Annotated in this window: 19 protein-coding genes; 10 read left to right on the top strand and 9 right to left on the bottom strand. The window is 72.3% G+C overall.

Features of this window, described 5'->3' with window-relative positions; genetic code table 11:
* Positions 1-34: 34 nt before the first annotated feature.
* Genes OG992_RS15045 through OG992_RS15035 form a run of 3 tightly spaced genes read right to left on the bottom strand, consistent with a single transcriptional unit; the run spans position 35 to position 4,646 of the window.
* Complete coding sequence (locus OG992_RS15045) at positions 35-616, bottom strand: isochorismatase family protein (protein ID WP_112638522.1); 582 nt, start codon at positions 614-616, stop codon at positions 35-37.
* A 48-nt stretch (positions 617-664) separates the two neighbouring features.
* On the bottom strand, positions 665-1,951 hold the full coding sequence (locus OG992_RS15040) for a nicotinate phosphoribosyltransferase (protein ID WP_266303541.1): 1,287 nt from the start codon (positions 1,949-1,951) through the stop codon (positions 665-667).
* 16 nt (positions 1,952-1,967) lie between these two features.
* Entirely contained in the window at positions 1,968-4,646 is a 2,679-nt protein-coding gene (locus OG992_RS15035) for a LuxR C-terminal-related transcriptional regulator (RefSeq protein WP_238683416.1), read from the bottom strand.
* Positions 4,647-4,840: 194 nt separating this feature from the next.
* Here OG992_RS15035 and OG992_RS15030 point away from each other — a divergent pair, with 194 nt between their 5' ends.
* The 9 genes from OG992_RS15030 (at position 4,841) to rdgB (ending at position 11,739) form a co-directional block, all read left to right on the top strand.
* Positions 4,841-6,391, top strand: a complete 1,551-nt coding sequence (locus OG992_RS15030) for a hypothetical protein (protein WP_266303540.1) — start codon at positions 4,841-4,843, stop codon at positions 6,389-6,391.
* 148 nt (positions 6,392-6,539) lie between these two features.
* Positions 6,540-6,830, top strand: a complete 291-nt coding sequence (gene clpS, locus OG992_RS15025) for an ATP-dependent Clp protease adapter ClpS (protein WP_088946433.1) — start codon at positions 6,540-6,542, stop codon at positions 6,828-6,830.
* Entirely contained in the window at positions 6,827-7,327 is a 501-nt protein-coding gene (locus OG992_RS15020) for a DUF2017 domain-containing protein (protein ID WP_091393575.1), read from the top strand. Before clpS ends, OG992_RS15020 begins: the two co-directional genes overlap by 4 nt.
* A 52-nt stretch (positions 7,328-7,379) precedes the next feature.
* A complete protein-coding gene (locus tag OG992_RS15015; protein ID WP_308193634.1) occupies positions 7,380-7,868 on the top strand; it encodes a M67 family metallopeptidase in 489 nt (162 codons plus the stop codon).
* A 64-nt stretch (positions 7,869-7,932) separates the two neighbouring features.
* On the top strand, positions 7,933-8,334 hold the full coding sequence (locus OG992_RS15010) for a MoaD/ThiS family protein (RefSeq protein ID WP_238683414.1): 402 nt from the start codon (positions 7,933-7,935) through the stop codon (positions 8,332-8,334).
* Between the two features lie 11 nt (positions 8,335-8,345).
* Positions 8,346-9,311 (top strand): PLP-dependent cysteine synthase family protein, encoded by a 966-nt coding sequence (locus OG992_RS15005; RefSeq protein WP_238683413.1) that lies wholly within the window; start codon positions 8,346-8,348, stop codon positions 9,309-9,311.
* A gap of 223 nt (positions 9,312-9,534) precedes the next feature.
* Positions 9,535-10,278: an MBL fold metallo-hydrolase gene (locus tag OG992_RS15000; protein WP_238683412.1), complete on the top strand. Its 744-nt coding sequence runs from the start codon at positions 9,535-9,537 to the stop codon at positions 10,276-10,278.
* A 121-nt stretch (positions 10,279-10,399) separates the two neighbouring features.
* Positions 10,400-11,125 carry a ribonuclease PH gene (gene rph / locus OG992_RS14995; protein WP_238683411.1) on the top strand — a complete coding sequence of 242 codons (726 nt, stop codon included), beginning with the start codon at positions 10,400-10,402 and terminating at the stop codon, positions 11,123-11,125.
* A complete protein-coding gene (gene rdgB / locus OG992_RS14990) occupies positions 11,122-11,739 on the top strand; it encodes an RdgB/HAM1 family non-canonical purine NTP pyrophosphatase (RefSeq protein WP_266303539.1) in 618 nt (205 codons plus the stop codon). Before rph ends, rdgB begins: the two co-directional genes overlap by 4 nt.
* A 64-nt stretch (positions 11,740-11,803) precedes the next feature.
* On the opposite strand, the gene hutH is transcribed toward rdgB, so the two are convergent.
* The 6 genes from hutH to OG992_RS14960 form a co-directional block, all read right to left on the bottom strand.
* Positions 11,804-13,342 carry a histidine ammonia-lyase gene (gene hutH / locus OG992_RS14985; protein WP_238683409.1) on the bottom strand — a complete coding sequence of 513 codons (1,539 nt, stop codon included), beginning with the start codon at positions 13,340-13,342 and terminating at the stop codon, positions 11,804-11,806.
* Positions 13,339-14,526, bottom strand: a complete 1,188-nt coding sequence (gene hutI, locus OG992_RS14980) for an imidazolonepropionase (RefSeq protein WP_266303538.1) — start codon at positions 14,524-14,526, stop codon at positions 13,339-13,341. The genes hutH and hutI overlap by 4 nt, the downstream gene beginning before the upstream one ends.
* A complete protein-coding gene (locus tag OG992_RS14975; RefSeq protein WP_266303537.1) occupies positions 14,523-15,884 on the bottom strand; it encodes a formimidoylglutamate deiminase in 1,362 nt (453 codons plus the stop codon). Before OG992_RS14975 ends, hutI begins: the two co-directional genes overlap by 4 nt.
* Positions 15,885-16,104: 220 nt before the next feature.
* Positions 16,105-17,307, bottom strand: a complete 1,203-nt coding sequence (locus OG992_RS14970; protein ID WP_266303536.1) for an allantoate amidohydrolase — start codon at positions 17,305-17,307, stop codon at positions 16,105-16,107.
* Positions 17,304-18,959 carry a urocanate hydratase gene (hutU, locus tag OG992_RS14965; RefSeq protein ID WP_238683405.1) on the bottom strand — a complete coding sequence of 552 codons (1,656 nt, stop codon included), beginning with the start codon at positions 18,957-18,959 and terminating at the stop codon, positions 17,304-17,306. The genes OG992_RS14970 and hutU overlap by 4 nt, the downstream gene beginning before the upstream one ends.
* A gap of 17 nt (positions 18,960-18,976) precedes the next feature.
* Positions 18,977-19,828: a MurR/RpiR family transcriptional regulator gene (locus tag OG992_RS14960; protein WP_238683404.1), complete on the bottom strand. Its 852-nt coding sequence runs from the start codon at positions 19,826-19,828 to the stop codon at positions 18,977-18,979.
* Between the two features lie 131 nt (positions 19,829-19,959).
* Between OG992_RS14960 and OG992_RS14955 the strand changes: the two genes are divergently transcribed.
* A complete protein-coding gene (locus OG992_RS14955; protein WP_266303535.1) occupies positions 19,960-21,570 on the top strand; it encodes a DUF6541 family protein in 1,611 nt (536 codons plus the stop codon).
* Positions 21,571-21,604: the final 34 nt, after the last annotated feature.

Below are 21,604 nucleotides of genomic sequence, written 5' to 3'. Positions count from 1 at the left end.
CCGGCGGCGGCCCCTTGGCCAACCAATTAGCGCCTCATGCGGCCCTGATCACAGGCTGACCCTGCATGATCACCCCCGCGCCCTCCATGGCGCGCAGGGCCACGTCGGTGGTCGCCGGGGCGACGGCGGCGGTCAACTCCAGCAGCACTGTGGTGGCGAAACCCTCCCGGGCGGCGTCCAGCGCGGTCGCCCGGACGCAGTGGTCGGTGGCGATGCCGACCACGTCGACCCGGTCCACGTCGCGCTGGCGCAGCCAGTCGGCCAGGCACTCGCCGTCGTCGGCATGCCCCTCGAAACCGGAGTACGCCGCCGCGTGCTCGCCCTTGTGGAAGATCGCCTCGACCCGGGCGGTGTCCAGTTCCGGGTGGAACTCCGAACCGGTGGTGCCGACCACGCAGTGCCGGGGCCAGGACTCCACGAAGTCCGGCGGATCGCCGAAGTGGGCTCCCGGGTCGACGTGGTAGTCCTTCGTGGCGACCACATGCGTCCACCGGTCCGGCTCGGCGGCGAGCAACCGGGAGATGCCGGCGGCCACCCCTGCGCCGCCGGCGACGGCCAGCGAACCGCCCTCGCAGAAGTCGTTCTGCACGTCCACGATGATCAGCGCGTTGGCCATGGGGGTTTCCTCTCTCCGCACTGTTGGTCGGTGGTGCTCGGGGATGCCTCAGCCAGCGGGTACGACGGTGACCGGCACGGCCGGATCGCCGGCCGAAAGTTTCAGCCCTTCCCACGGGATGGAGATCAGACACTCCCGCAGGTGCTCCCGAGACTCGTCGAGGGTGGGCAGCGACACCGACTCGCCGGCGACCACGTACGACTGCTGGAGCAGGCGGTCGTTGGGCTGCCGGTCGGGAACGCCCTGCGGGACGATGACCTCCTCGGTGGCGGTGCCGGTCGGCTTGTGCCGGCGCACCGCCACCTTTCGGCCGCCGATGGTGGCCTTGTGCTCGGAGCGCTTCACCACCGGCCGTCCCTCGACCTCGACCAGTTTGTAGACCAGCCCGGCGGTCGGTGCCCCGGAGCCGGTGACAACGGCCGTGCCGGCGCCGTACATGTCCACCGGTTCGGCGGCCAGCGAGGCGATCGCGTACTCGTCCAGGTCACCGGAAACGATGATCTTGGTCTCGGTGGCGCCCAGCGAGTCGAGCAACTCCCGGGACTGCTGAGCGATCACCGCGAGGTCGCCGGAATCGATTCGTACCGCCCGCAGGTCCGGCCCGGCCACCGCGATGGCGTTGCGGATGCCCTGGCTGATGTCGTACGTGTCGACCAGCAGCGTGGTGTCCTTGCCCAGCGTGGCGACCTGCGAGGCGAACGCCGCCCGCTCGTCGTCGTGCAGCAGGGTGAACGCGTGCGCAGCGGTGCCCGCCGTCGGGATGCCGTAGCGCGCGCCGGCGGCGAGGTTGGACGTGAACCGGAACCCGGCCAGGTACGCGGACCGCGCCGCGGCCACCGCCGCCTCCTCGTGTGCCCGGCGCGACCCCATCTCGATCAGCGTCCGGCCCCGCGCCGCTGTCACCATCCGGGCCGCCGCGGCGGCCACCGCGCAATCGTGGTTGAGCACTGACAGCGCCAGCGTCTCCAGCACCACACATTCGGCGAAGCCGCCGGAGACGGTGAGGATCGGTGAACCGGGAAAGAACAGCTCACCCTCGGCGTACCCGTCGATGTCGCCGGTGAAGCGGTAGTCGGTGAGCCACGCCGCCGCCGTCTCGTCGACCACACCGGTCCGCAGCAGGAACTCGACCTCGGTGGGGTCGAACCGGAAGTCGCGGATCAGCTCGATCAGCCGGGCCGTCCCGGCGACCACGCCGTACCGGCGGCCGCTGGGCAGCCGGCGGCTGAACACCTCGAAGACACACCGGCGGTCGGCGGTGCCGTCCTTCAGTGCCGCGCTGACCATTGTCAGCTCGTAGTGGTCGGTCAGGAGCGCGGGGCGGTGGATGCTCACCGCCCCAGCCTAAGGTTCAGCTCGGGTCGCCGCCGTCGTGGCCCGGGATCGAGCGCAACGCCGCCCACAGCTCGGCCCGGCCGGTGACGCCGAGCTTGGCGTAGATCCGCTGGAGGTGGTTCTCCACCGTGCGCGCCGACAGGTAGAGCCGTTCGGCGATGGCCCGGCTGGGAGCGCCGTGCGCGGCGAGGCGCGCCACCTGCCACTCCCGCTCGGTGAGCACTGGCGCACCGGCCTGGAGCGCCGGCGTCCGGATCAGGTCACAGCGCCCGAGCAACCCGGCGAGGCGCTCCCGGGCGTCGTTGGCGGCAGCCGAGTGCTGCCGACGCAGCCGCTGGACGGCCTGGGAGGTCGCCTCGGCGGCGTACACGGTCAACTCCAGGGCGGCGTAGTCGTCGGCGACCGCGAGCAGATCGGCGGCGGAGTCGGTCACCGCGGCGCGGGCGTGCCGGGCCAACAGCGGCGGGAGCACCCCGTCGACCCGCTCGGAAAGCTCGGCGAGGCGCTGCGCGACGGTGCGCCGACCACCGTCGGAGCAGGTGGGACCGACCGCCATGCCCGCCTGGTCGAGTCGGACGAGGTCGTGCAGGACATGCACCTCGTGCCCGGCGAAGCCGTCCGAGCGCAGCCGATCCACCAGGTCACCGAGGTGTTTGACAGCGCCCGGCAGGTCGCCCGAGACGGCGAGCGACGCACCCCGGGCCTGCTCCAGCCACGGGTAGAGCACCGCCATGCCCGGCGCGTGGGTGCGGTCGGCTTCGGCCATCGCCGCAACCGCCTGCGCGGCGTCACCGCGCAGCGCCGCCGCCTGGGCGCGTTCGGCCTGGGCCAGACCGGCGTAGACCCGACTCGTGGCCAACACCGCGCAGGCGCCCAGCGAGGTCCGCATGGCCGCGTCGCTCTGCCCGCGCAGCCGGGCCGCGTACGCCTGGAGGATGGCCAGGTAACCGGTGCCGAGGCGGAAGTCGCCGGCTCCGGCGAGGTCGGCGAACTCGTCGGCCACTATCGCGTCGATCCCGGCCAGGTCGCCGGTGAGCATGAGCCGGGTGCCTCGGGCCAGCTCCAGGGCCAACTGGAGGTACGGCATGTCGGTGCGCCAGCTCGCCGCGGCCGAGTGCACCTGGGCGATCGCCGTACCGCTGCGGGCCAGCTCGCCCTGCGCGGCCTGGACGTACGCGATGGTCGATCGGGCCAGCTCGCGGGCGGCGACGCCGGCCGCCGGCCGGTCCAGTACCCGTCGGCTGAGCTGCACCGCGGTGGCCGTGTCCAGTCGGTGCAGGCGCATGATCGCCTCGAAGGCGTGCACGCGGGACCGGTCGGCGGAGTCGCTGAGCTGCTCGACGCGGCTTGCGATCTCCTCCACCGTGGACTCCCGGCTCAGCCCCCAGTAGCTGACCATGCCGCGTACGGTCAGCCAGCGGCAGAGCCGCCGCTCGTCGCCGGGTTCGGGGGTGACCGCGTCGAGGACGTCGATCGCCTCTTCGGGCCGGTCGGCGAACATCAGGATGGTGGCCAGCAGCTCCGCCGCGTCGTAGCCGCCGTCAGCGTGCAGCGCGGCCCGCGCCAGGCGGGTCGCCAGCGGCACGTCGTAGCGGGTGAACGCCTGCACCGCGGCGTCCAGCAGCAGAGCCGGATCCTGTGCGGTGCCCGAGTCGAGTCGCCAGACGGCCACCCGCAACAGGTCGTCGCGTCGGCGTTTGCCGACCTGCTCAAGCAATTCGGCGAGGTGCGCCTGAAGTCGGCGGGTGCGGCTGACCGGGCAGCGACGGCGCATCACCTCGCCGTAGAGCGGGTGCGCCAGCCGGACGTCGGTGCGCCGGTCGTGCTGCACGACGGTGATCAGCCCGCGTTCCTCGGCGGTCTCCACGTCCGACTGTTCGGCGGCCTGCCTGAGGAGGTGCAGGCCCAGTGGTTCGCCGAACGCGACCAGCTCGACGACCGCGCGGACGCCGTCGGTGAGCTTGCCGACCCGGGTGTCGATGAGGTCGGTCAGGTTGGGCGCCAGTTCCAGTCGCCCGGTCCACTTCCAGATCCCGTACGCGCGTTTCAACTCGGCGCTGCCGTTGGCGGCGTGCACCAGCTCGCGCAGCAGCAGCGGGTTGCCGGCCGACAGCCGGCCGAGCCGGTCGGCGGAGCCGGCGTCGACCGGGCCGCCCAGGATCGCCGCCAGCAGGTCGGTGGTCTCCTCCTGCGGCATCGGGGTCAGCTCGACGTGCTCGACCAGGTCGTCGGTCCAGAGTGCGCGGATCGGCAGCGGGATCTGCTCGCCGTCGCGCAGGGTGCCGACCACTGTGGCGTTTTCGGCACGGGCCACCAGATGCACAAGTGCGGCCGAGGGGGGATCGAGCAGGTGGGCGTCGTCGATGGCGAGCACGATCCGCCGGCCGGCCGCCTGCTGTTGCAGCACGTTGAGCGCCCAGCGCAGGATGCCCGCAGGGGAGAGGCCCTGGGGCTGCTCGGCGGGGAGGACCTGGACCAGCCCACCGAACGGCAGCGCCGCGGTGGTGGCGCTGGCGGCGATGGACCAGATCGCGAACCGGTCGGTGGGCAACGCGCCCACGCCCTCGCGCAGCAGACGACTCTTGCCGATGCCAGCGCTGCCGCTGAAGAAGAGCCCACGGCCGGCCTCACCGGTCACCGCCTCCAGCAGGCGGTTGAGCTCAACCGTGCGGCCGACGAACTCCCATCGACTCATTCGCGCAGCATATCGACCGGAATCCGTCCGCGCCCGTACCGTCACCGTGCGAAGTTGAGTAATCGCACAATTACCGGTGAGTATTCGAGGTGTTCCGCCCGGTTGCCAGCCCGCCCGTAGTCTTCCGACATCCGGGTTGACGTACCGGAATTTTCGCGACCGGACCCACGGTCACCTGCAATGGGAGGCACCTGATGAAGCAGGGCCCTCTCCCCTCGGTCGATTCGCCGGGCGACATGACCGGCCCGGCCGACCTACCCACCTGCGGCCCTCTGCCCACCAGGGTCGGCGTGTCGGGCGCCGCCCCGGACGAGCCGCTCGGTGTGGTCGCCGTCGGCCCGGCCGGTGCCGAGCGGCGCGCCGTGCTCGCCACCCTGCTCGGGCTCGACCCGGTCATGCTCACGGTGCCGGCGGGCAGCTGGTTGGTGGTGCGCGACGCCAAGGTGCCCACCCGCGCGGCGTTCGTGCCCGGTTACCGCCAGCCACACTCGTACGGCGCGGACCGGGACGCGGCCGGTCCGGCGTTGGCCCGCCCGCCCCGGCGTGTCGAGCTGAGCGTGCCCCAGCCGCTGCTGCGGCACTTCACCCTGGTCGACGTTCCGGACACCGCCACCCTCGGCGTGTCCGGCACCCGGGTGCTGCTCGAAGCGGCGGGCCGAGCTGGCGCGCTGCTCTTCGTGATCGCCGCCGACCAGGCCTTCACCGCCGCCGAGTTGAACCTGCTCGCCGAAGTCGCCCCGACCTCGGTGGAGGTCGTCTTCGCGGTCACCCCCGGCGCGGCGGGGTGGGCTCCGGTGTCCGACGGCACGGCGACTACGGAGGGCGCGGGGGCGTCCGTCCCGCCGGTCGGGGGTGCGGAGACCGAGGTGGACGCGGTCGCGGTGACGGTGGAGGCGCATCGGGCGGCCCTCCTGGCCGCGGTGCCGGCGCTGGCCGGCGCGCGGTGGTTCCCGGTCGACGGCGCCGACACCGCCGCCGACCCGCGGCGGGCGTTGGTGGGTTGGGCGTCGCGTGAGGGGTTGCGGCGGGCCAGCGTCGACCCACCGGTCCTGCCGGGCCAGCAGGGCCGCGTCGCCGTGGCCGCCGATCCGGGTGACTGGTCCGAGCGGCTCGACCGTCAGGCCCGCTCGTGCGCTCAGCGGATCCGCCAGCACCTCGCCCTGGAGTTGGCGAACATCCACCTTCGGGCCGTTCAGGAGATCGTGTTCGGCGTCGGCTGTGTCGGCCTAGCGGATCTCCTCGACCGGGAGATGGCGGCGTTGTCGTTGTTGGCCACCGCGCAGTGCGACCAGGCGGTGCGCGGCATCATGACCGACGTCGCGTCCCAGGTGCTCGGCGCGACGCCGGACGAAGGCGTGCGACGCCGGATCGCCACCGCGGTGCAGTTCGGCCTGGCCGATCACCGGCCCGGCCACGAATTGGACAAGGTGCTGTTGATCACCAGCACGGCCGGCGTGGCCGAGTTGACCGGCCTGGAGGCGATCGACGCCGCCGCCAGCTATCCGGTCGCTTACCGGGACGAGGTGCTTCCGCCCATTGCGGTGGCTCTCTCCGGCGGGTGTTGGCAGCAGTGGCGTACGCCCGGCAACGGCGACCACAGCGCGGCGCGGGCCTGGTCACAACGGGCGGTGCGCGAGGTCGAGTTGGGGTTGTCCAGGGAGATCTCCCGACGGTTCGAGGTGATCCGCCTCTCGCTGGGCGTGGTGCTCTCCGATGCAGTCGATCACGGCATTCTGCTCGCCTGACGGCGCGCCCACCGGTTGGTCCGGGTCCGGGCCGGACCCCACCTCCGATGGCGTCCGGGGCGGGTCGGGAGGGCCCGGGGTGGGTGATCCGCGCCGGGCCGGCGTTCCGGTTCCTCGGTTCCGGGAAACCGGTGGCACGATGGGGGGCATGGCGGCTCCGCAGGTTGCACCGGTCGAGACGCCGGACACTGACGAGGTGCCGGCGTCCGACCGGCAGTGGGTGACGATCGTGTGGGACGACCCGGTCAATCTGATGACGTACGTGACCTGGGTCTTCCAGAAGCTTTTCGGCTACAGCCGGGAGAGGGCCGAACAGCTGATGCTGGACGTGCACCACAAGGGCCGTGCCGTGGTCTCCACCGGCGCCCGCGAACGGATGGAGCACGACGCGTCGCAGCTGCACGCGTACGGGCTGTGGGCGACGGTGGACAGATCATGAGCATGTTCCATCGCCAGGCGGGTCACTACGTCGCCGTCTTCGCCGTCGACGAGGTGCGGGTGCTGCGTAAGGTCGCCTCCGAGGTGGTGGGTCTGCTCACCGATGGCTTCGACCACACCGACCCGGTGGTCGGTCGGCTCTTTCCGGCGGTCTACCCACAGGACGCCCCGGGCACCGCCGAGTTTCGCCGCTACACCGAGGGCGACCTGAAGACCGCGAAGATCGATCAGGCGGGGGCGATCCTGGCAGCGTTGCCGGACGACGCCGGTGGCGAGGTGCGGCTGGACGCCGAGGCCGCCGAGGCGTGGTTGCGGGCACTGAACGACGCCCGGCTCGCGATGGGCGTCCGCCTGGAGATCAAGGACGGCACGGATCTGGGCGAGGAGTTGGACGACGCGGTCGCCGAGGACCCGGGTTCCAGCCGGGTGTTCCAGCTTTCGGTCTACGCCTATCTCGGGTATCTACAGGAGTCGCTGCTCAACGCCTTGATCGACTAGGGGTGACCGGCACCACTTCGGCCCGTGCCCGGCAGGCGTTAGGCTGGTGCACGTGCTGAGCATCGACCGGTCGATCATCGACGCGATCGTCGCCCACGCGCGCCGGGATCACCCTGACGAGGCGTGCGGCGTGGTCGCCGGTCCCATCGGCAGCGACACCCCGACCCGGCACATCCCGATGGACAATGCCGCGCGGTCGATGACCTTCTACGAGTTCGACTCGATGGAGCACCTGCGCGTGTGGCGGGAGATGGACGACCGGGACGAGGAGCCCGTCGTCATCTACCACTCGCACACCGCCACCGAGGCGTACCCGTCACGGACTGATGTCTCCTTCGCCGGTGAGCCGGGGGCGCACTACCTGCTCGTCTCGACCCGTGAGCCCGACTCGGAGGAGATCCGGTCGTTCCGGATCGTCGACGGCGTGGTCACCGAGGAGCCGGTCCGTGTCGTGGAGGCCGGTGTCGACCCGCACGCCGTCCAGTCCTACATGTTCGGGCAGAGCCCGGCGACGGTCGATTACGAGTGTTCCGGCCGCTGACTTGTCAGCGCCGCAGCCGTCTCGTCCCGTCACCGTAGGCACACCCGATCGAGGAGTTCCCATCATGGCCATTGAGGTTCGCATCCCCACCATCCTGCGCAGCTACACCGGCGGCGCCAAGGTCGTCGACGGCTCCGGCGACACGCTCGCCGATCTGCTCACCGACCTGGATTCCCGGCACGGCGGTCTGCGCGGCCGGCTGATCACCGACGCGGGCACGCTGCACCGCTTCGTCAACGTCTACGTGAACGACGAGGACGTCCGCTTCCTCGGCGCGCTCGACGCGAAGCTCTCCGACGGCGACAGCGTCACCATCCTGCCGGCGGTGGCAGGTGGCGCGTTCGGCTTCGCCGCCGCAGCGGCGATCAGCTCGCACAGCGCGGCGGCAGCGGCGATCAGCTCGCACAGCATCAGCTCGCAGAGTGTCGCCGCCGCGGTGGCTCGCGACGCCGTCGCGGCTCGCTGAGGTCGGCCGCCATGGCGCGGTACGACAGCCTGCTTGACGCCTGTGGGGGTACGCCGCTGGTCGGCCTGCCCCGACTCTCCCCGACGGTGCCCGACGGGGCCCCTCCGGTGCGGCTCTGGGCCAAGTTGGAGGACCGCAACCCCACCGGCAGCATCAAGGACCGGGCGGCGCTGTTCATGGTCCGGGCGGCGGAGGAGGCTGGCCGGCTCCGCGCCGGTGACACCATCCTCGAGCCGACGAGTGGCAACACCGGCATCTCGTTGGCCATGGTGGCGAAGCTGCGCGGCTACCGGCTGGTCTGCGTGATGCCGGAGAACGTCTCCACCGAGCGGGTGCAGCTGCTCCGGATGTACGGGGCCGAGATCATCTTCTCGCCGGCGGCGGGTGGTTCCAACCAGGCGGTCGCCACGGCGAAGCAGATCGCCGTGGAGCACCCCGACTGGGTGATGCTCTACCAGTACGGCAACGAGGCGAACGCGCGGGCGCACTACGAGACGACCGGGCCGGAGCTGCTGCACGACCTGCCCAGCATCACGGATTTCGTGGCCGGGCTGGGCACCACCGGCACCCTGATGGGCACCGGGCGTTACCTGCGGGAAAAGGTCGAGGGCATCCAGATCGTGGCCGCCGAGCCGCGCTACGGCGAGTTGGTCTACGGCCTGCGCAACATCGACGAGGGGTACGTTCCGGAGCTCTACGACGCCTCGGTGCTCTCCCGGCGGTTCTCGGTCGGCACCAGGGACGCGGTGTTGCGCACCCGCCAGCTCGTGGAGGTGGAAGGCATCTTCGCCGGGTTCTCCACCGGTGCGATCCTGCACGCCGCGCTGGCGGTGGCGCACGAGGCGGTGCGCGACGGCCGGCGGGCCGACGTGGCCTTCGTGGTCTGCGACGGCGGGTGGAAATACCTGTCCACCGGCGCGTACGGCGGCACACTCGCCGATGCCGAGGACGCCCTGGAGGGGCAGCTCTGGGCCTGACCGATCTGGTCTGCCGACTACGGGCCGTCGACATTCGTCGGCGGCCCGTACGCATCGCGGCGTACCGCGAGCGTGTGTCACGTTCGTGACAACTTCCGTTGGATGATTCTTGCTGCCGGGTGCGCCAGCGTAGGCTGCGCAGCGTGGCGTACGCGTCGGTAGAGATCATGGCCGGGACCATCGCCGGTGCGGGTGCTACTGATAGTGACAGCGAGACCACTCGATGCGACTGACCGTTCTGGGAAGTGCCGGCAGCTTCCCTGGCCCCGAGTCGCCCTGCTCGGCCTACCTCGTCGAGGCCGACGGCTTTCGGCTCCTGGTCGACTTCGGCTCGGGGTCGCTGTCCAGCCTCCAGCGGTACGCGGGGCTGCACGCCCCGGACGCCATCCTGCTGACCCACCTGCACTGCGACCACATGTTCGACGCCGTGCTGTACGTGGTGGTGCGCCGGTACGCCCCGGACGGCCCGTACCCGGCGCTGCCGGTGTACGCGCCCGCCGGCGCTCCGGACCGGCTCAGCGCCGCCTACGGCGACGACGGTTCGGTGGAGGACGTGTACCAGTTCTACGCGCTCCAGCCGGGCACGTTCCCGATCGGTCCGTTCGCGGTCACCGTCGACCGGGTCAATCACCCCGTCGAGACGTACGGTGTGCGGCTGGAGCACGACGGCCGTTCGCTGTGCTACTCGTCGGACACCGCGCCCTGCGAGTCGCTGCTGCGGCTGGCCCAGAACGCCGACGTGTTCCTCTGCGAGGCCAGTTACCTCGACGGCATGGACAATCCGCCGGATCTGCACCTGACCGGTCGGGAGGCCGGCGAGGCGGCGACCAAGGCAGCGGTGGGTCGGCTGCTGCTCACCCACCTGGTGCCCGCCTGGGGCAGCGAGGCGCACACGTTGGAGTCGGCCGCTTCCGCGTACACCGGGCCGCTCGAGGTGGTTCGGCCCGGCGCCAGCTACGAGGTCTGACGCAGCACGCCCGGTTCACCGAGGCCGGGCCGCGGTCGCCGGGTTCCCCGGTGTGTGCGGCGCGGACGTTCCCCGGGGCACCGCGAGCGAGGTGGATTGCCGTACCGCATAGGGTGCAGGCATGGCGCGACCTGACGGGCGAGGGCCCTCTCAACTTCGACCGGTGACCCTGACCCGAGGCTGGAGCACCCATCCGGAGGGCTCGGTGCTCGTCGAGTTCGGCGGCACCCGGGTGCTCTGCACGGCGAGCGTCACCGAGGGGGTGCCCCGCTGGCGCAAGGGTTCCGGGCTCGGTTGGGTGACCGCCGAGTACGCGATGCTGCCCCGGGCCACCAACACCCGCTCCGACCGGGAGAGCGTCAAGGGTCGGGTCGGTGGCCGTACCCACGAGATCTCCCGGTTGATCGGCCGTAGTCTGCGGGCCAGCATCGACCTCAAGGCGCTCGGCGAGAACTCGATAGTGCTCGACTGCGACGTGCTGCAGGCCGACGGCGGCACCCGCACGGCCGCGATCACCGGCGCGTACGTCGCCTTGCACGACGCGGTGGGCTGGCTTGCCGCCCGCAAGTCCTTGGCCGGCAAGCCGGACAAGGTGATGCACCGCTCGGTGGCCGCGGTCAGCGTGGGGATCATCGCCGGGGAGGCCCGGCTCGACCTCTGCTACGAGGAGGACGTCGCCGCCGAGGTGGACATGAACGTGGTCTGCACAGGTGCGGGCGACTTCGTCGAGGTGCAGGGCACCGGCGAGGCGGGCGTGTTCGCCCGCGACCAGCTCGACGCCCTGCTCGATCTGGCCGTCGCCGGCTGCTCCGAGTTGGCCGAAGCCCAGCGGAAGGCACTCGCATGAACAAGGTCCTGCTCGCCACCCGTAACCGCAAGAAGCTCATCGAGCTTCAGCGGATCCTGGACGGCGCGCTCGGCGCGCACCGGATCGCCCTGCTCGGGCTGGACGACATCGAGCAGTACGCGGAGCTGCCGGAGACCGGCCTGACCTTCGGCGAGAACGCGCTCATCAAGGCGCGGGAGGGTTGCCGGCAGAGCGGCCTGCCGACCATCGCCGACGACTCCGGGCTCGCTGTGGACGCGCTCAACGGGATGCCGGGGGTGTTCAGCGCCCGCTGGTCGGGCCAGCACGGCAACGACCAGGCCAACCTTCAGCTGGTGCTGGACCAGATCGGCGACGTGCCCGACGAGCAGCGGGCGGCCTCGTTCGTCTGCACCGTCGCGTTGGTGCTGCCGGGCGGCAAGGAGCATCTCGTCGACGGGCGGCAGTCCGGGCGGGTGCTGCGCGCGCCTCGCGGTGACGGTGGGTTCGGCTACGACCCGATCTTCCTGGGCGACGGACAGGACCGGACCAACGCGGAGCTGACCCCGGCGGAGAAGGACGCCATCAGTCACCGGGGCAAGGCGCTGCGCGAGCTGGCGAAACTGATCGCCAAGGTGCTGCCGCCCGCCGCCTGACGGGCGTACCAGGTGCTGTCGCCCGCCGCCTGACCCGCGGCGGACGACAGCGACCCGCCGGAGATCAGCCCAGCGGGCCGACCTCCCGTTCGATGGCGGCGCGCAACTCCGGCCCGGCGACGACGGCACGGGCCGCCTCCATCACCGGGGCGAGGAACACGTCCGGGCCGGGCTCGCCGGCTGCCGCACCGAGCGCGGCGACGGCCGCCCGACCGGCCGGAGACGGCTCCAGCGGGGCGCGCAGCTGGAGGCCGCGTACGCCGGCCAGCAGCTCCACCGCGAGCAGGCTGGTCAGGTTGTCCAGGACGGTACGCAGCTTCTTGGCCGCCGCCCAGCCCATCGAGACGTGGTCCTCCTGCATTCCGCTGGTGGGCAGCGAGTCCACCGAGGCGGGGGCGGCCAGTCGACGGTTCTCGGCGACGATCCCGGCCGCCGTGTACTGGGCGATCATCAGCCCGGAGTTCACCCCGGCGTCGGGGGAGAGGAACGCCGGCAACTCCCGGGAGCGGGTGACGTCGAGCAGCCGGTCGACCCGCCGCTCGGCGATCGCGCCCACCTCGGCGGCGGCGATGGCGAGGAAGTCCGCGGCGAAGCCGAGCGGTGCGCCGTGGAAGTTGCCTGTCGACTCGACCCGGCCGTCCGGCAGCACCACCGGGTTGTCCACAACGGACACCAGTTCCCGGCCGGCGACGGTGCGGACGAAGTCCAGGGTGTCGCGGGCCGCGCCGGCCACCTGCGGCGCGCAGCGCATCGAGTACGCGTCCTGCACGGCGTGCGCCAGGTCGTCGCGGTGCGAGTCCATCACCCGGGAGTCCTGCAACAGGCGGTGGATGTTCGCCGCCGACGCCGCCTGTCCGGGGTGTGGCCGGATCGCGTGCAGCTCGGGCAGGAACGGCCGCTCCGAGCCGAGCATCGCCTCGATGGCCAGCGCCGCCGTCACGTCGGCCATGGCGAACAGGTGCGCCGCGTCGTGGATGGCCAGCAGCAGCATGCCGAGCATGCCGTCGGTGCCGTTGATCAGCGCCAGCCCCTCCTTGGCGGCCAGCTCGATGGGCTTGAGCCCGGCGGCGGTCAACGCGTCCGCCGCGTCCTGCCGCTCGCCGGCCGGGCCGAGCACCCAGCCCTCGCCGAGCAGCACCAGCGCGCAGTGTGCCAGCGGCGCCAGGTCACCGGAGGCGCCCAGCGAGCCGTGCTCCGGCACCCAGGGGGTGATGTCGTGGTTGAGCAGGTCGACAAGGGCCTCCGCGACCAGCGGCCGGACCCCGGATCGGCCCAGGGCGAGGGACCGGACCCGCAGCAGCATCATGGCCCGGACCACCTCGCGCGGCATCGGGGCGCCCACCCCGGCGGCGTGCGAGCGGATCAGCGCGTGTTGCAGCTCGGCCCGCCGCTCCGGTGCGATGAAGGTGTTGGCCAACGCGCCGAACCCGGTGGAGACCCCGTAGACGGGACGGCCCGACGACTCGATGCCGTCCACGATGGCCCGGCTGGTCGCCATCGCGTCGATGGTGGCCGGAGCGAGGACGACAGTGGCGGTGCCGCGGGCCACCGCGAACACGTCGTCGGCGGTGATCCCGGTGGGCTGGATGGTCACGTGCGTCATTGCGGAACTCCGTTGCGTATTACCTGGCGGATCAGGGGGACACCGGGCCGGTAGGCCAGGTGCAGGTACGACGGCGCGTCGAGGACGACGAGGTCGGCCCGCGCGCCGGGGGTGAGGACACCGACGTCGTCGCGGCGCAGCGCCCGTGCGCCACCGGCGGTGGCGGCCCAGACCGCCTCCGCCGGGGTCATCCGCATCTCGCGGACCGCGAGGGCCACGCAGAACGCCATCGACGAGGTGTACGACGAGCCCGGATTGCAGTCCGTCGCCAGCGCCACCGTGACACCGGCGTCGAGCAGCCGGCGGGCGTCCGGGTACGGCGAGCGGGTGGAGAATTCCGCGCCGGGCAGCAGTGTCGCCACCGTGCGGGTGCCCGATCCGTCGCTGTGGGCCGTGTCGGCCAGCGCGGCCACGTCGGCGTCGCTCAGGTGGGTGCAGTGGTCGACGCTGGCCGCGTCCAGCTCCACGCCCAGCTGCACCCCGGGGCCGGGGCCGAGCTGGTTGGCGTGCAGCCGTACGCCCAGCCCGGCGGCCTGACCGCAGGCCAGGATGGCGCGGGCGTGGTCCACGTCGAAGGCGCCCCGCTCGCAGAACACGTCGATCCACTTCGCGTACGGGGCGGCGGCGGCCAGCATCGGCCCGCAGACCAACCCCACGTAGTCGTCGGGGCGGTCGGCGTACTCGGCGGGCACCACGTGCGCGCCCAGGAAGGTGGTCTCGGTGCTGGTCTCGGCGGCGATCCGCAGCGAGCGGGCCTCGTCGGCGACGGTCAGGCCGTACCCACTCTTGATCTCCATGGTCGTGGTGCCCTGGCGCAGCGCCTCCCCGCGCAGCCGCCGCACTGTGGCCCGCAACTCCTCGTCGGTGGCGGCCCGGGTGGCACCGACGGTGGTCCGGATGCCGCCGCCGGTGTAGGGCTGACCCGCCATCCGGGCGGCGAACTCGGCGGCCCGATCCCCGGCGAAGACCAGGTGGGCGTGGCTGTCCACGAAACCGGGCAGCACGGCGGCCCCACCGGCGTCGACGTGATGGTCGGCGGCCGGCGCGTACGCGGACGGCCCGACCCAGACCACCCTGCCCTCCTCGACCAGCACCGCGGCGTTGCGGCGGATGCCGAGCGGGCCGTCGCCGGCGCCGTTGGTGACCAGCTCACCGATGTTGTCGACCAGCAGACTGCCGCTCATGCGGGTGTCACCGCCTCGATCGCGGACGACAGTTCGGCCGGCACGTCGACTGTCAGGTGTCGGCCCTCGGCCACCACCACCCGGCCGTCCACCACCACCTGCTCGACGTCCGCCGCGCCGGCGGCGAAGAACGCGCCCACCGGCGGCACCCCGGCGGTGCGGGCGCTGTCCAGGCGTACCGTCACCAGGTCGGCGCGGGCACCCACCGCGATCCTCCCGGCGTCGGCCCAGCCCAGCGTGGCGTGCCCGGCGACGCTGGCCGCCTTCAGCAGGTCGAGTGGCGCGAAGTGACCGCGCCGGCGGGTACGCAGCCGCTCGTCCAGCTCGACCGCCCGAGCCTCCTCGAAGAGGTCGATCACGGCGTGGCTGTCGCTGCCGAGGCTCAACCGGATGCCCGCGTCGGCCATCAGCCGGGCCGGGCCGATGCCGTCGGCGAGGTCCCGCTCGGTGGTCGGGCAGAGGCACACAGCGGTCTGGCTGTCGGCGAGCACTGACAGGTCCGCGCTGGTGGGGTGGGTGGCGTGGACGGCGGTGGTGTGCGGCCCGAGCACGCCGTGCTCGGCGAGCAGCCCGGTGGGCGAGCGCCCGTGCACGGCCCGGCACTCGTCGTTCTCGGCGGGCTGCTCGGAGAGGTGCACGTGCAGCGGCGCCTGCCGCTCCCGGGCCCAGTCGGCGACAGTGTGCAACTGATCGGCCGGGACGGCCCGCACCGAGTGCACGGCAGCGCCGACCCGGGCGTGCGGGTCCGCCGGCTGGAACGCCGCGGCCCGCTCGGCCCAGCGGGCCGCGTCACCGTCGCCGAAGCGGCGCTGCGGGCCGGTGAGGGGCCGACCGTCCACGCTGGAGGTCAGGTAACAGGTGTCCAGCAGTGTGAGCCGGATCCCGGCGTGCGCGGCGGCCTCCACCAGCGCCGCGCCCATCGCGTTCGGGTCGTCGTAGGCGCTGCCGTCCGGTCGGTGGTGCAGGTAGTGGAACTCGCCAACGCAGGTGATGCCGGCGAGCGCCATCTCGGCGTAGACGGCCCGGGCCAGCGCGAGGTAGGTGTCCGGGTCCAGCCGGTCCGCGACGGCGTACATCTGGTCCCGCCAGGTCCAGAAGTCACCCCGCCCACCGTGGGTACGCCCGCGCAGCGCCCGGTGGAAGGCGTGCGAGTGCCCGTTCGCGAGACCGGGCACTGTGAGGCCGGGCAGCGGCACCGCGTCGGCGTACACCTCGACCCCGGCCGGTGGTCTGCTGCCGGGGGTCAGCGGCGTCACCGCGGCGATCCGGCCGTCCTCGACCTCGATGAGCACGTCGGGCGTGGGCTCGGCGTGCTCGGGCAGCCAGGCGTATTCAGCGAGCCAGCGGGCGGTGGTCATACTCCTCGCCTCCTTTGGAGCTGAATCGTCTGCGACATCAGCGGCCGTGGTGACACCGGCGGCCGGGGTGACACCGGCAGTTGGGGCGCTTCGGCTGATTCGTTTACGACATCAGCTCCAAAGGACGACAACAGGAGATGCGGCACCTCGCCACGCCGGAGACTCCGCACCCACCGACGCCGCGGCTCCGTGCCGTCCGAGGGGCGGCTCGACACGTCGTTCACCGGCATGTCAGCTCCTCCAGCACCCGGGCCAGCGCCCGCACCCCGGCAGCGCAGTCGTCGTCGGTGGCGGCCTCGGCGGGGGAGTGCGAGACGCCGGTCGGGTTGCGCACGAAGAGCATCGCGGTGGGCAGGTACGCGGCGAGCACTCCGGCGTCGTGCCCCGCGCCGGTGGGCAGCACCGGCGCGTCGAGCAGTGTGGCCAGGCGGTTGGCCAGCCCGCCGTCGAAGGCGACCACCGGGGTGGCCGACTCCTCGGTGACCGTCACCGTCGTACCGTCGCGGCGGGCCCGCTCGGCGAGCTTGCCGCGTACCGCGTCGACCAGCCCGGTCAGCGTCTCCGGGTCGGCCGCCCGGGCGTCCAGCCAGCCGGTCACCCTCGACGGGATTGCGTTTGTGGCGTTGGGTTCGACGGCGACCCGGCCCACAGTGGCGTGCGCGCCGCGCAGCCGGGCCTCCTTGTTGGCCGCCAGCACGGTGAAGGCGTAGGTCAACATCGGGTCGCGGCGGTCGGCCATCCGGGTGGTGCCCGCGTGGTTGCCCTCGCCGACGACGTCGAAGCGCCACCGGCCGTGCGGCCAGATCGCGCTGGCCACCGCGACCGGCGCGTCCGTGTCGACGAGCGCGCGGCCCTGCTCGACGTGCAGCTCCACGAAGGCGCCGAACCGGCCCAGCAACTCCGGGCGGGCACCCGCCGGCCGGTCACCGAGCGCCTCGGCGAAGCTCACCCCGGCCGCGTCGCGCAGGCCGGCCGCCCGTTCGGCCGACAGCGCCCCGGTGAGCAGCCGCGACCCCAGACACGGTACGCCGAAGCGCGCCCCCTCCTCCTCGACGAAGGCAGCCAGCACCAGGGGTCGGCCAGGGGTGACGCCCGCGGCGCGCAGCTCGTCCACGGCGAGGAACGCGCTCACGATGCCGAGCGGCCCGTCGTACGCCCCGCCGTGCGGCACCGAGTCGAAGTGGCTACCGGTGAGCACCGCGTCGGACGCTTCCGGGTCACCCCAGTGGGCGAAGAGGTTGCCGTTGCCGTCCTCGGTGACCGGCATGGCACGGCGCTCGGCCTGCGCCCGGAACCAGGCGCGCAGCTCCCGCTCCGGCTCGGTCAACGCGTACCGCAGATAGCCGCCGCTGTCGGCGTCCCGCCCGACCGGCGCGATCTCGTCCCACAGCGCCCGGAACCGGGCGGAAAGGTCGTCCGTCACGCGGGTCCCTCCGTCATGGGGACCCGGACCCCGGTGCGGTCGGCGACCTCGCGGGCGCTCTCGTAGCCGGCGTCGACGTGCCGGATGACGCCCATCGCCGGGTCGTTGGTGAGCACCCGCTCGATCTTCTGCCCGGCGAGGGCGGTGCCGTCGGCCACGCACACCTGCCCGGCGTGGATCGACCGGCCGATGCCCACCCCGCCGCCGTGGTGGATGGACACCCAGGAAGCCCCGCTGGCCGTGTTGACCAGGGCGTTGAGCAGCGGCCAGTCGGCGATGGCGTCGGAGCCGTCGGCCATCCCCTCGGTTTCCCGGTACGGGCTCGCGACGCTGCCGGTGTCCAGGTGGTCCCGGCCGATCACCACCGGGGCGGAGAGTTCGCCGGAGGCGACCATGTCATTGAACCGCACGCCCGCCCGGTCCCGTTCGCCCTGACCGAGCCAGCAGATCCGGGCCGGCAGGCCCTGGAACGCGACCCGCTCACCGGCCAGCTTTATCCAACGGGCCAGCGACTCGTTCTCCGGGAACAGGTCGAGGATGGCCCGGTCGGTGGCCGCGATGTCGGCCGGGTCGCCGGAGAGCGCCGCCCACCGGAACGGACCCCTGCCCTCACAGAACAACGGCCGGATGTACGCGGGCACGAAGCCCGGGAAGTCGAAGGCGCGCTGATAGCCGCCGAGCTGCGCCTCACCCCGGATCGAGTTGCCGTAGTCGAACACCTCGGCGCCGGCGTCGAGGAAGCCGACCATCGCCTCCACGTGCGTCGCCATCGACGCGCGGGCCCGGTCGGTGAACTCGGCCGGCTTCGCGGCGGCGTAGTCCCGGGCCTCGGCCAGCTCCACTCCCACCGGCAGGTAGGCCAGTGGGTCGTGCGCGCTGGTCTGGTCGGTCACGATGTCGATCTCGACGCCCCGGTTCAGCAGCTCCGGGAAGACCTCGGCGGCGTTGCCGACCACGCCCACGCTCAGGGCGCGGCGCTCCCGCTTCGCGGCGCGGACCCGGGCGATCGCGTCGTCCAGGGAGTCGGCGACCTCATCCAGGTAGCGGTCGTGCACCCGACGGTCGAGCCGGGTGCGGTCCACGTCCACGATCAGGCAGACGCCGCCGTTCATGGTGACAGCGAGTGGCTGCGCGCCGCCCATGCCGCCGCAGCCGGCGGTCAGCGTCAGCGTGCCGGCGAGGGTGCTGTCGAACCGTTTGGCGGCCACCGCCGCGAACGTCTCGTAGGTGCCCTGGAGGATGCCCTGGGTGCCGATGTAGATCCACGAACCGGCAGTCATCTGCCCGTACATGGTCAGGCCGAGCTGTTCGAGGCGGCGGAACTCCGGCCAGGTCGCCCAGTCGCCGACCAGGTTCGAGTTGGCCAGCAGGACCCGGGGCGCCCACTCGTGGGTGCGCATCACCCCGACCGGGCGGCCCGACTGCACCAGCATCGTCTCGTCCTCGCGCAGGTCGGTCAGCGTGCGGACCAACGCGTGGTACGACGGCCAGTCCCGCGCCGCCTTGCCGGTGCCGCCGTAGACCACCAGGTCGTCGGGGCGTTCGGCCACCTCGGGGTCGAGGTTGTTCATCAACATCCGCAGGGCGCCCTCCTGCTGCCACCCGCGGGTGGTGAGCTGGCTGCCCCGTGCGGCACGAATGGGCTGGGTCATCTCTGGTTCTCCTCCGGTCAACCGAGGAACAACTGTCGGCGGGCCGCGGAGGCTTCGAACGCCTCCAGTCGGCGCTGGGTGTCGGCCGGGGTGGCGTCGCAGATCGCCTGCAACAGCACCATGGCCAGGGTCATCGGGGCGGTGTGCAGGTCGAAGACGAGTTGCGCGCCGACCGCGGCGGCGAGCACCACGTCGGCGTGCTCGGTGGCCGGGCTGACCGGGGAGTCGGTGATCGCCACCACTGTCAACCCGGCGTGGCGGGCGTCGCGCAGCGCGTCCAGGGTTTCCCGGGGGTAGCGGGGCAACACGAAGGCCAGGACGGCGGACGCCCCGGCCTCGGCCGCCTGCTCCAGGCGGTCGGTGAGCAGGCTGCCGCCGTCGTCGAGGACCCGTACGTCCGGGTGCACCTTCGCCGCGAAGTAGGCGAAGTACGCGGCCAGCGGCGCGGCGGCGCGCAGGCCGAGCACCGGCAGTGGGCGACTCTCGGCGAGCAACCGTCCGGTCTCGGCGATCCGGTCCCGGTCGGCGAGCTGACCGGCCAGTCGTTCCAGGTTGCCCATCTCCGCGCGCACCGCCTGCTGGAGTTCATTGCCGGCGTCCGTCGATCCGCCCGGAGTCGAGCCGGTGAGGTCTCGCAGCCGGCGGCGCAGCGCCGGATAGCCGTCGTGGCCGAGCGCGACGGCGAACCGGGTGACCGACGGCTGACTCACGCCGGCCAGCTCGGCGACCTCGGCGGCGGACAGGTATGCCACGCCGGGGGCGTGCTGCACCAGACAGTGCGCGATTCGGCGCTGGGTGGGGGTGAGTCGCACCCCTTGGAACAGGTCGAGCACCCGGTCAGCGGGTGCCGCGACAGCTCCTTCATTCATGAGCTGACTCTATGCATAGAAACTTTCATAGACAACCACCTCGGGTCACCCCCGCCCCCCGCTCAGCCGTCACGACTCGTAACATGCGGGCGTCCAGCGCGAGCAGGATCGCGCCAGCGAGAAGGAGCGTCGTGGTCGCAGTCGAGGACGCCCCGCCCATTCGCGTCACGCCGCCGGCACCCGCCCGGCGCGTCCGGGCGACGGTCGGTGAGGCGCTGCCGATCATCGCTCTCGTCGGGGCCTTCTTCGTCGTCAACGACATCCGGTCGTGGCTCACAGCCCAGTACTGGGGCGACGAGGCGTGGGTCGCGCTCTCGGTCCGCTTCCCCCTCGCCGATCTGCCGGTGACGACCTCATCGAGCCCGATCGGGTGGAGTTTCCTGCTCCGACTGGTCCCGGACATCGACCACCTCCGGGTCGTACCCCTGGGTTTCCAACTGCTGACAGTCGTCGCGGCCTACCTTCTGGGCCGCTCGCTGGCGTCCGAACGCGCTCGGGGCATCCTCATCGGCGTCGTCACCGGGCTCGCCGTCCTGCTCCTGCCGGTCCAGCAGACCCGCCACGACCTGAAGCAGTACACAGCGGACGCCGCCGTGGCGGTCTGCCTGCTCGCCCTGGCCACCTGGACGGAACGCTCCTGGTCTCGGCGACGACTCGCTGTGGTGGTGGCCGCGGTGGGCCTGGGCATGCTGCTGAGTCACACCACCGCCATCGTCGCGGTCTGCGTCCTCGGAGGGCTGCTGCTCTCCGTCGCCGTGCGCCGGGAGTGGGCGAGGACGGCCGAGGCGACCGTCGCCGGCCTGGTCGCCGGCGTGCTCGTCGCCGCCGTCTACTTCGGAGTGTCCGCCCGGGGCAACAACGACGCCATGCGGGACTACTGGGACGCCTTCCTGCCGAGCGTCTCCGAACTGCCCGCACACCTCGTGCGGCAGGCCAAGGCCCTGTCGCCGATGCTCGGCGCACCAGTGCCGATCCTCGCCGTCCTCCTCGTGCTCGGCGTCCTCACGCTGTTCCGACGCGGACACGCCGCCCCGGCGATCGCCGTCCTCCTGCTGCCGGTGGCGGCCATCGGGCTGGGGGTCGCGGGGATCTACCCCCTGCTCGACCCGCGCACGTCCCACTTCCTGATCGTGGTGGCGGGCCTGGTGGCCGGCATCGGCATCATCGGTCTGGCCGATCTGACCGTCGCCGTGGTCCGCCGCGGGCTGCCCCGGCTACCACCGGGCGTGGTGGCCGCCGTTACCTGCGCCGTCCTGCTCGCCAGCTTCGCCGCCGTCAACCACCGCTGGTACCGCACGGACGGCGACGAACCCGGGGTCTGGCGGGCACACCAGGCCATCACCGACATCGGATCGTCGACCCGGTACGTCGCGGCTCACAAGGGACCACACGACCTCGTCGTGGTCAGTGGGCCCGCCTGGTTCGGGTTCACGCTCTACTCCGACCAGGACCCGCTGAAGCTGGTCGCGCCGGTCACCGGCACCGTCGGTTGGACCCTCACGATGCCCACCCGCGCCGATGTGATCCTCCCGAAGCCGGCCGCCGCCGACGAGCAGTCCATCAAGGACGCACTCGACGAGATTCTGGCCCAGGCCGCGAAACGGCCGCCCGGCACCCGGGTCTGGCTGGTCCGTGCGTACACCCACCCGAGTGAGCCAGTGTGGCAGGCGGCGCTCGCCGACTATCACGTGCAACGCGTCACGTCCGGACCGGAGCCAGTGGTCGTGATCAGCAAGAGGTGACGGCGGCGACGAGCTGACGGGTGACCGCCGGGCG

This window comes from Micromonospora sp. NBC_00362 (assembly GCF_026342155.1).
GTDB classification, from domain to species: domain Bacteria; phylum Actinomycetota; class Actinomycetes; order Mycobacteriales; family Micromonosporaceae; genus Micromonospora; species Micromonospora hortensis.
Note: the sequence above shows the minus strand (reverse complement) of the source record. Positions and strands in the feature narration are given on the sequence as shown.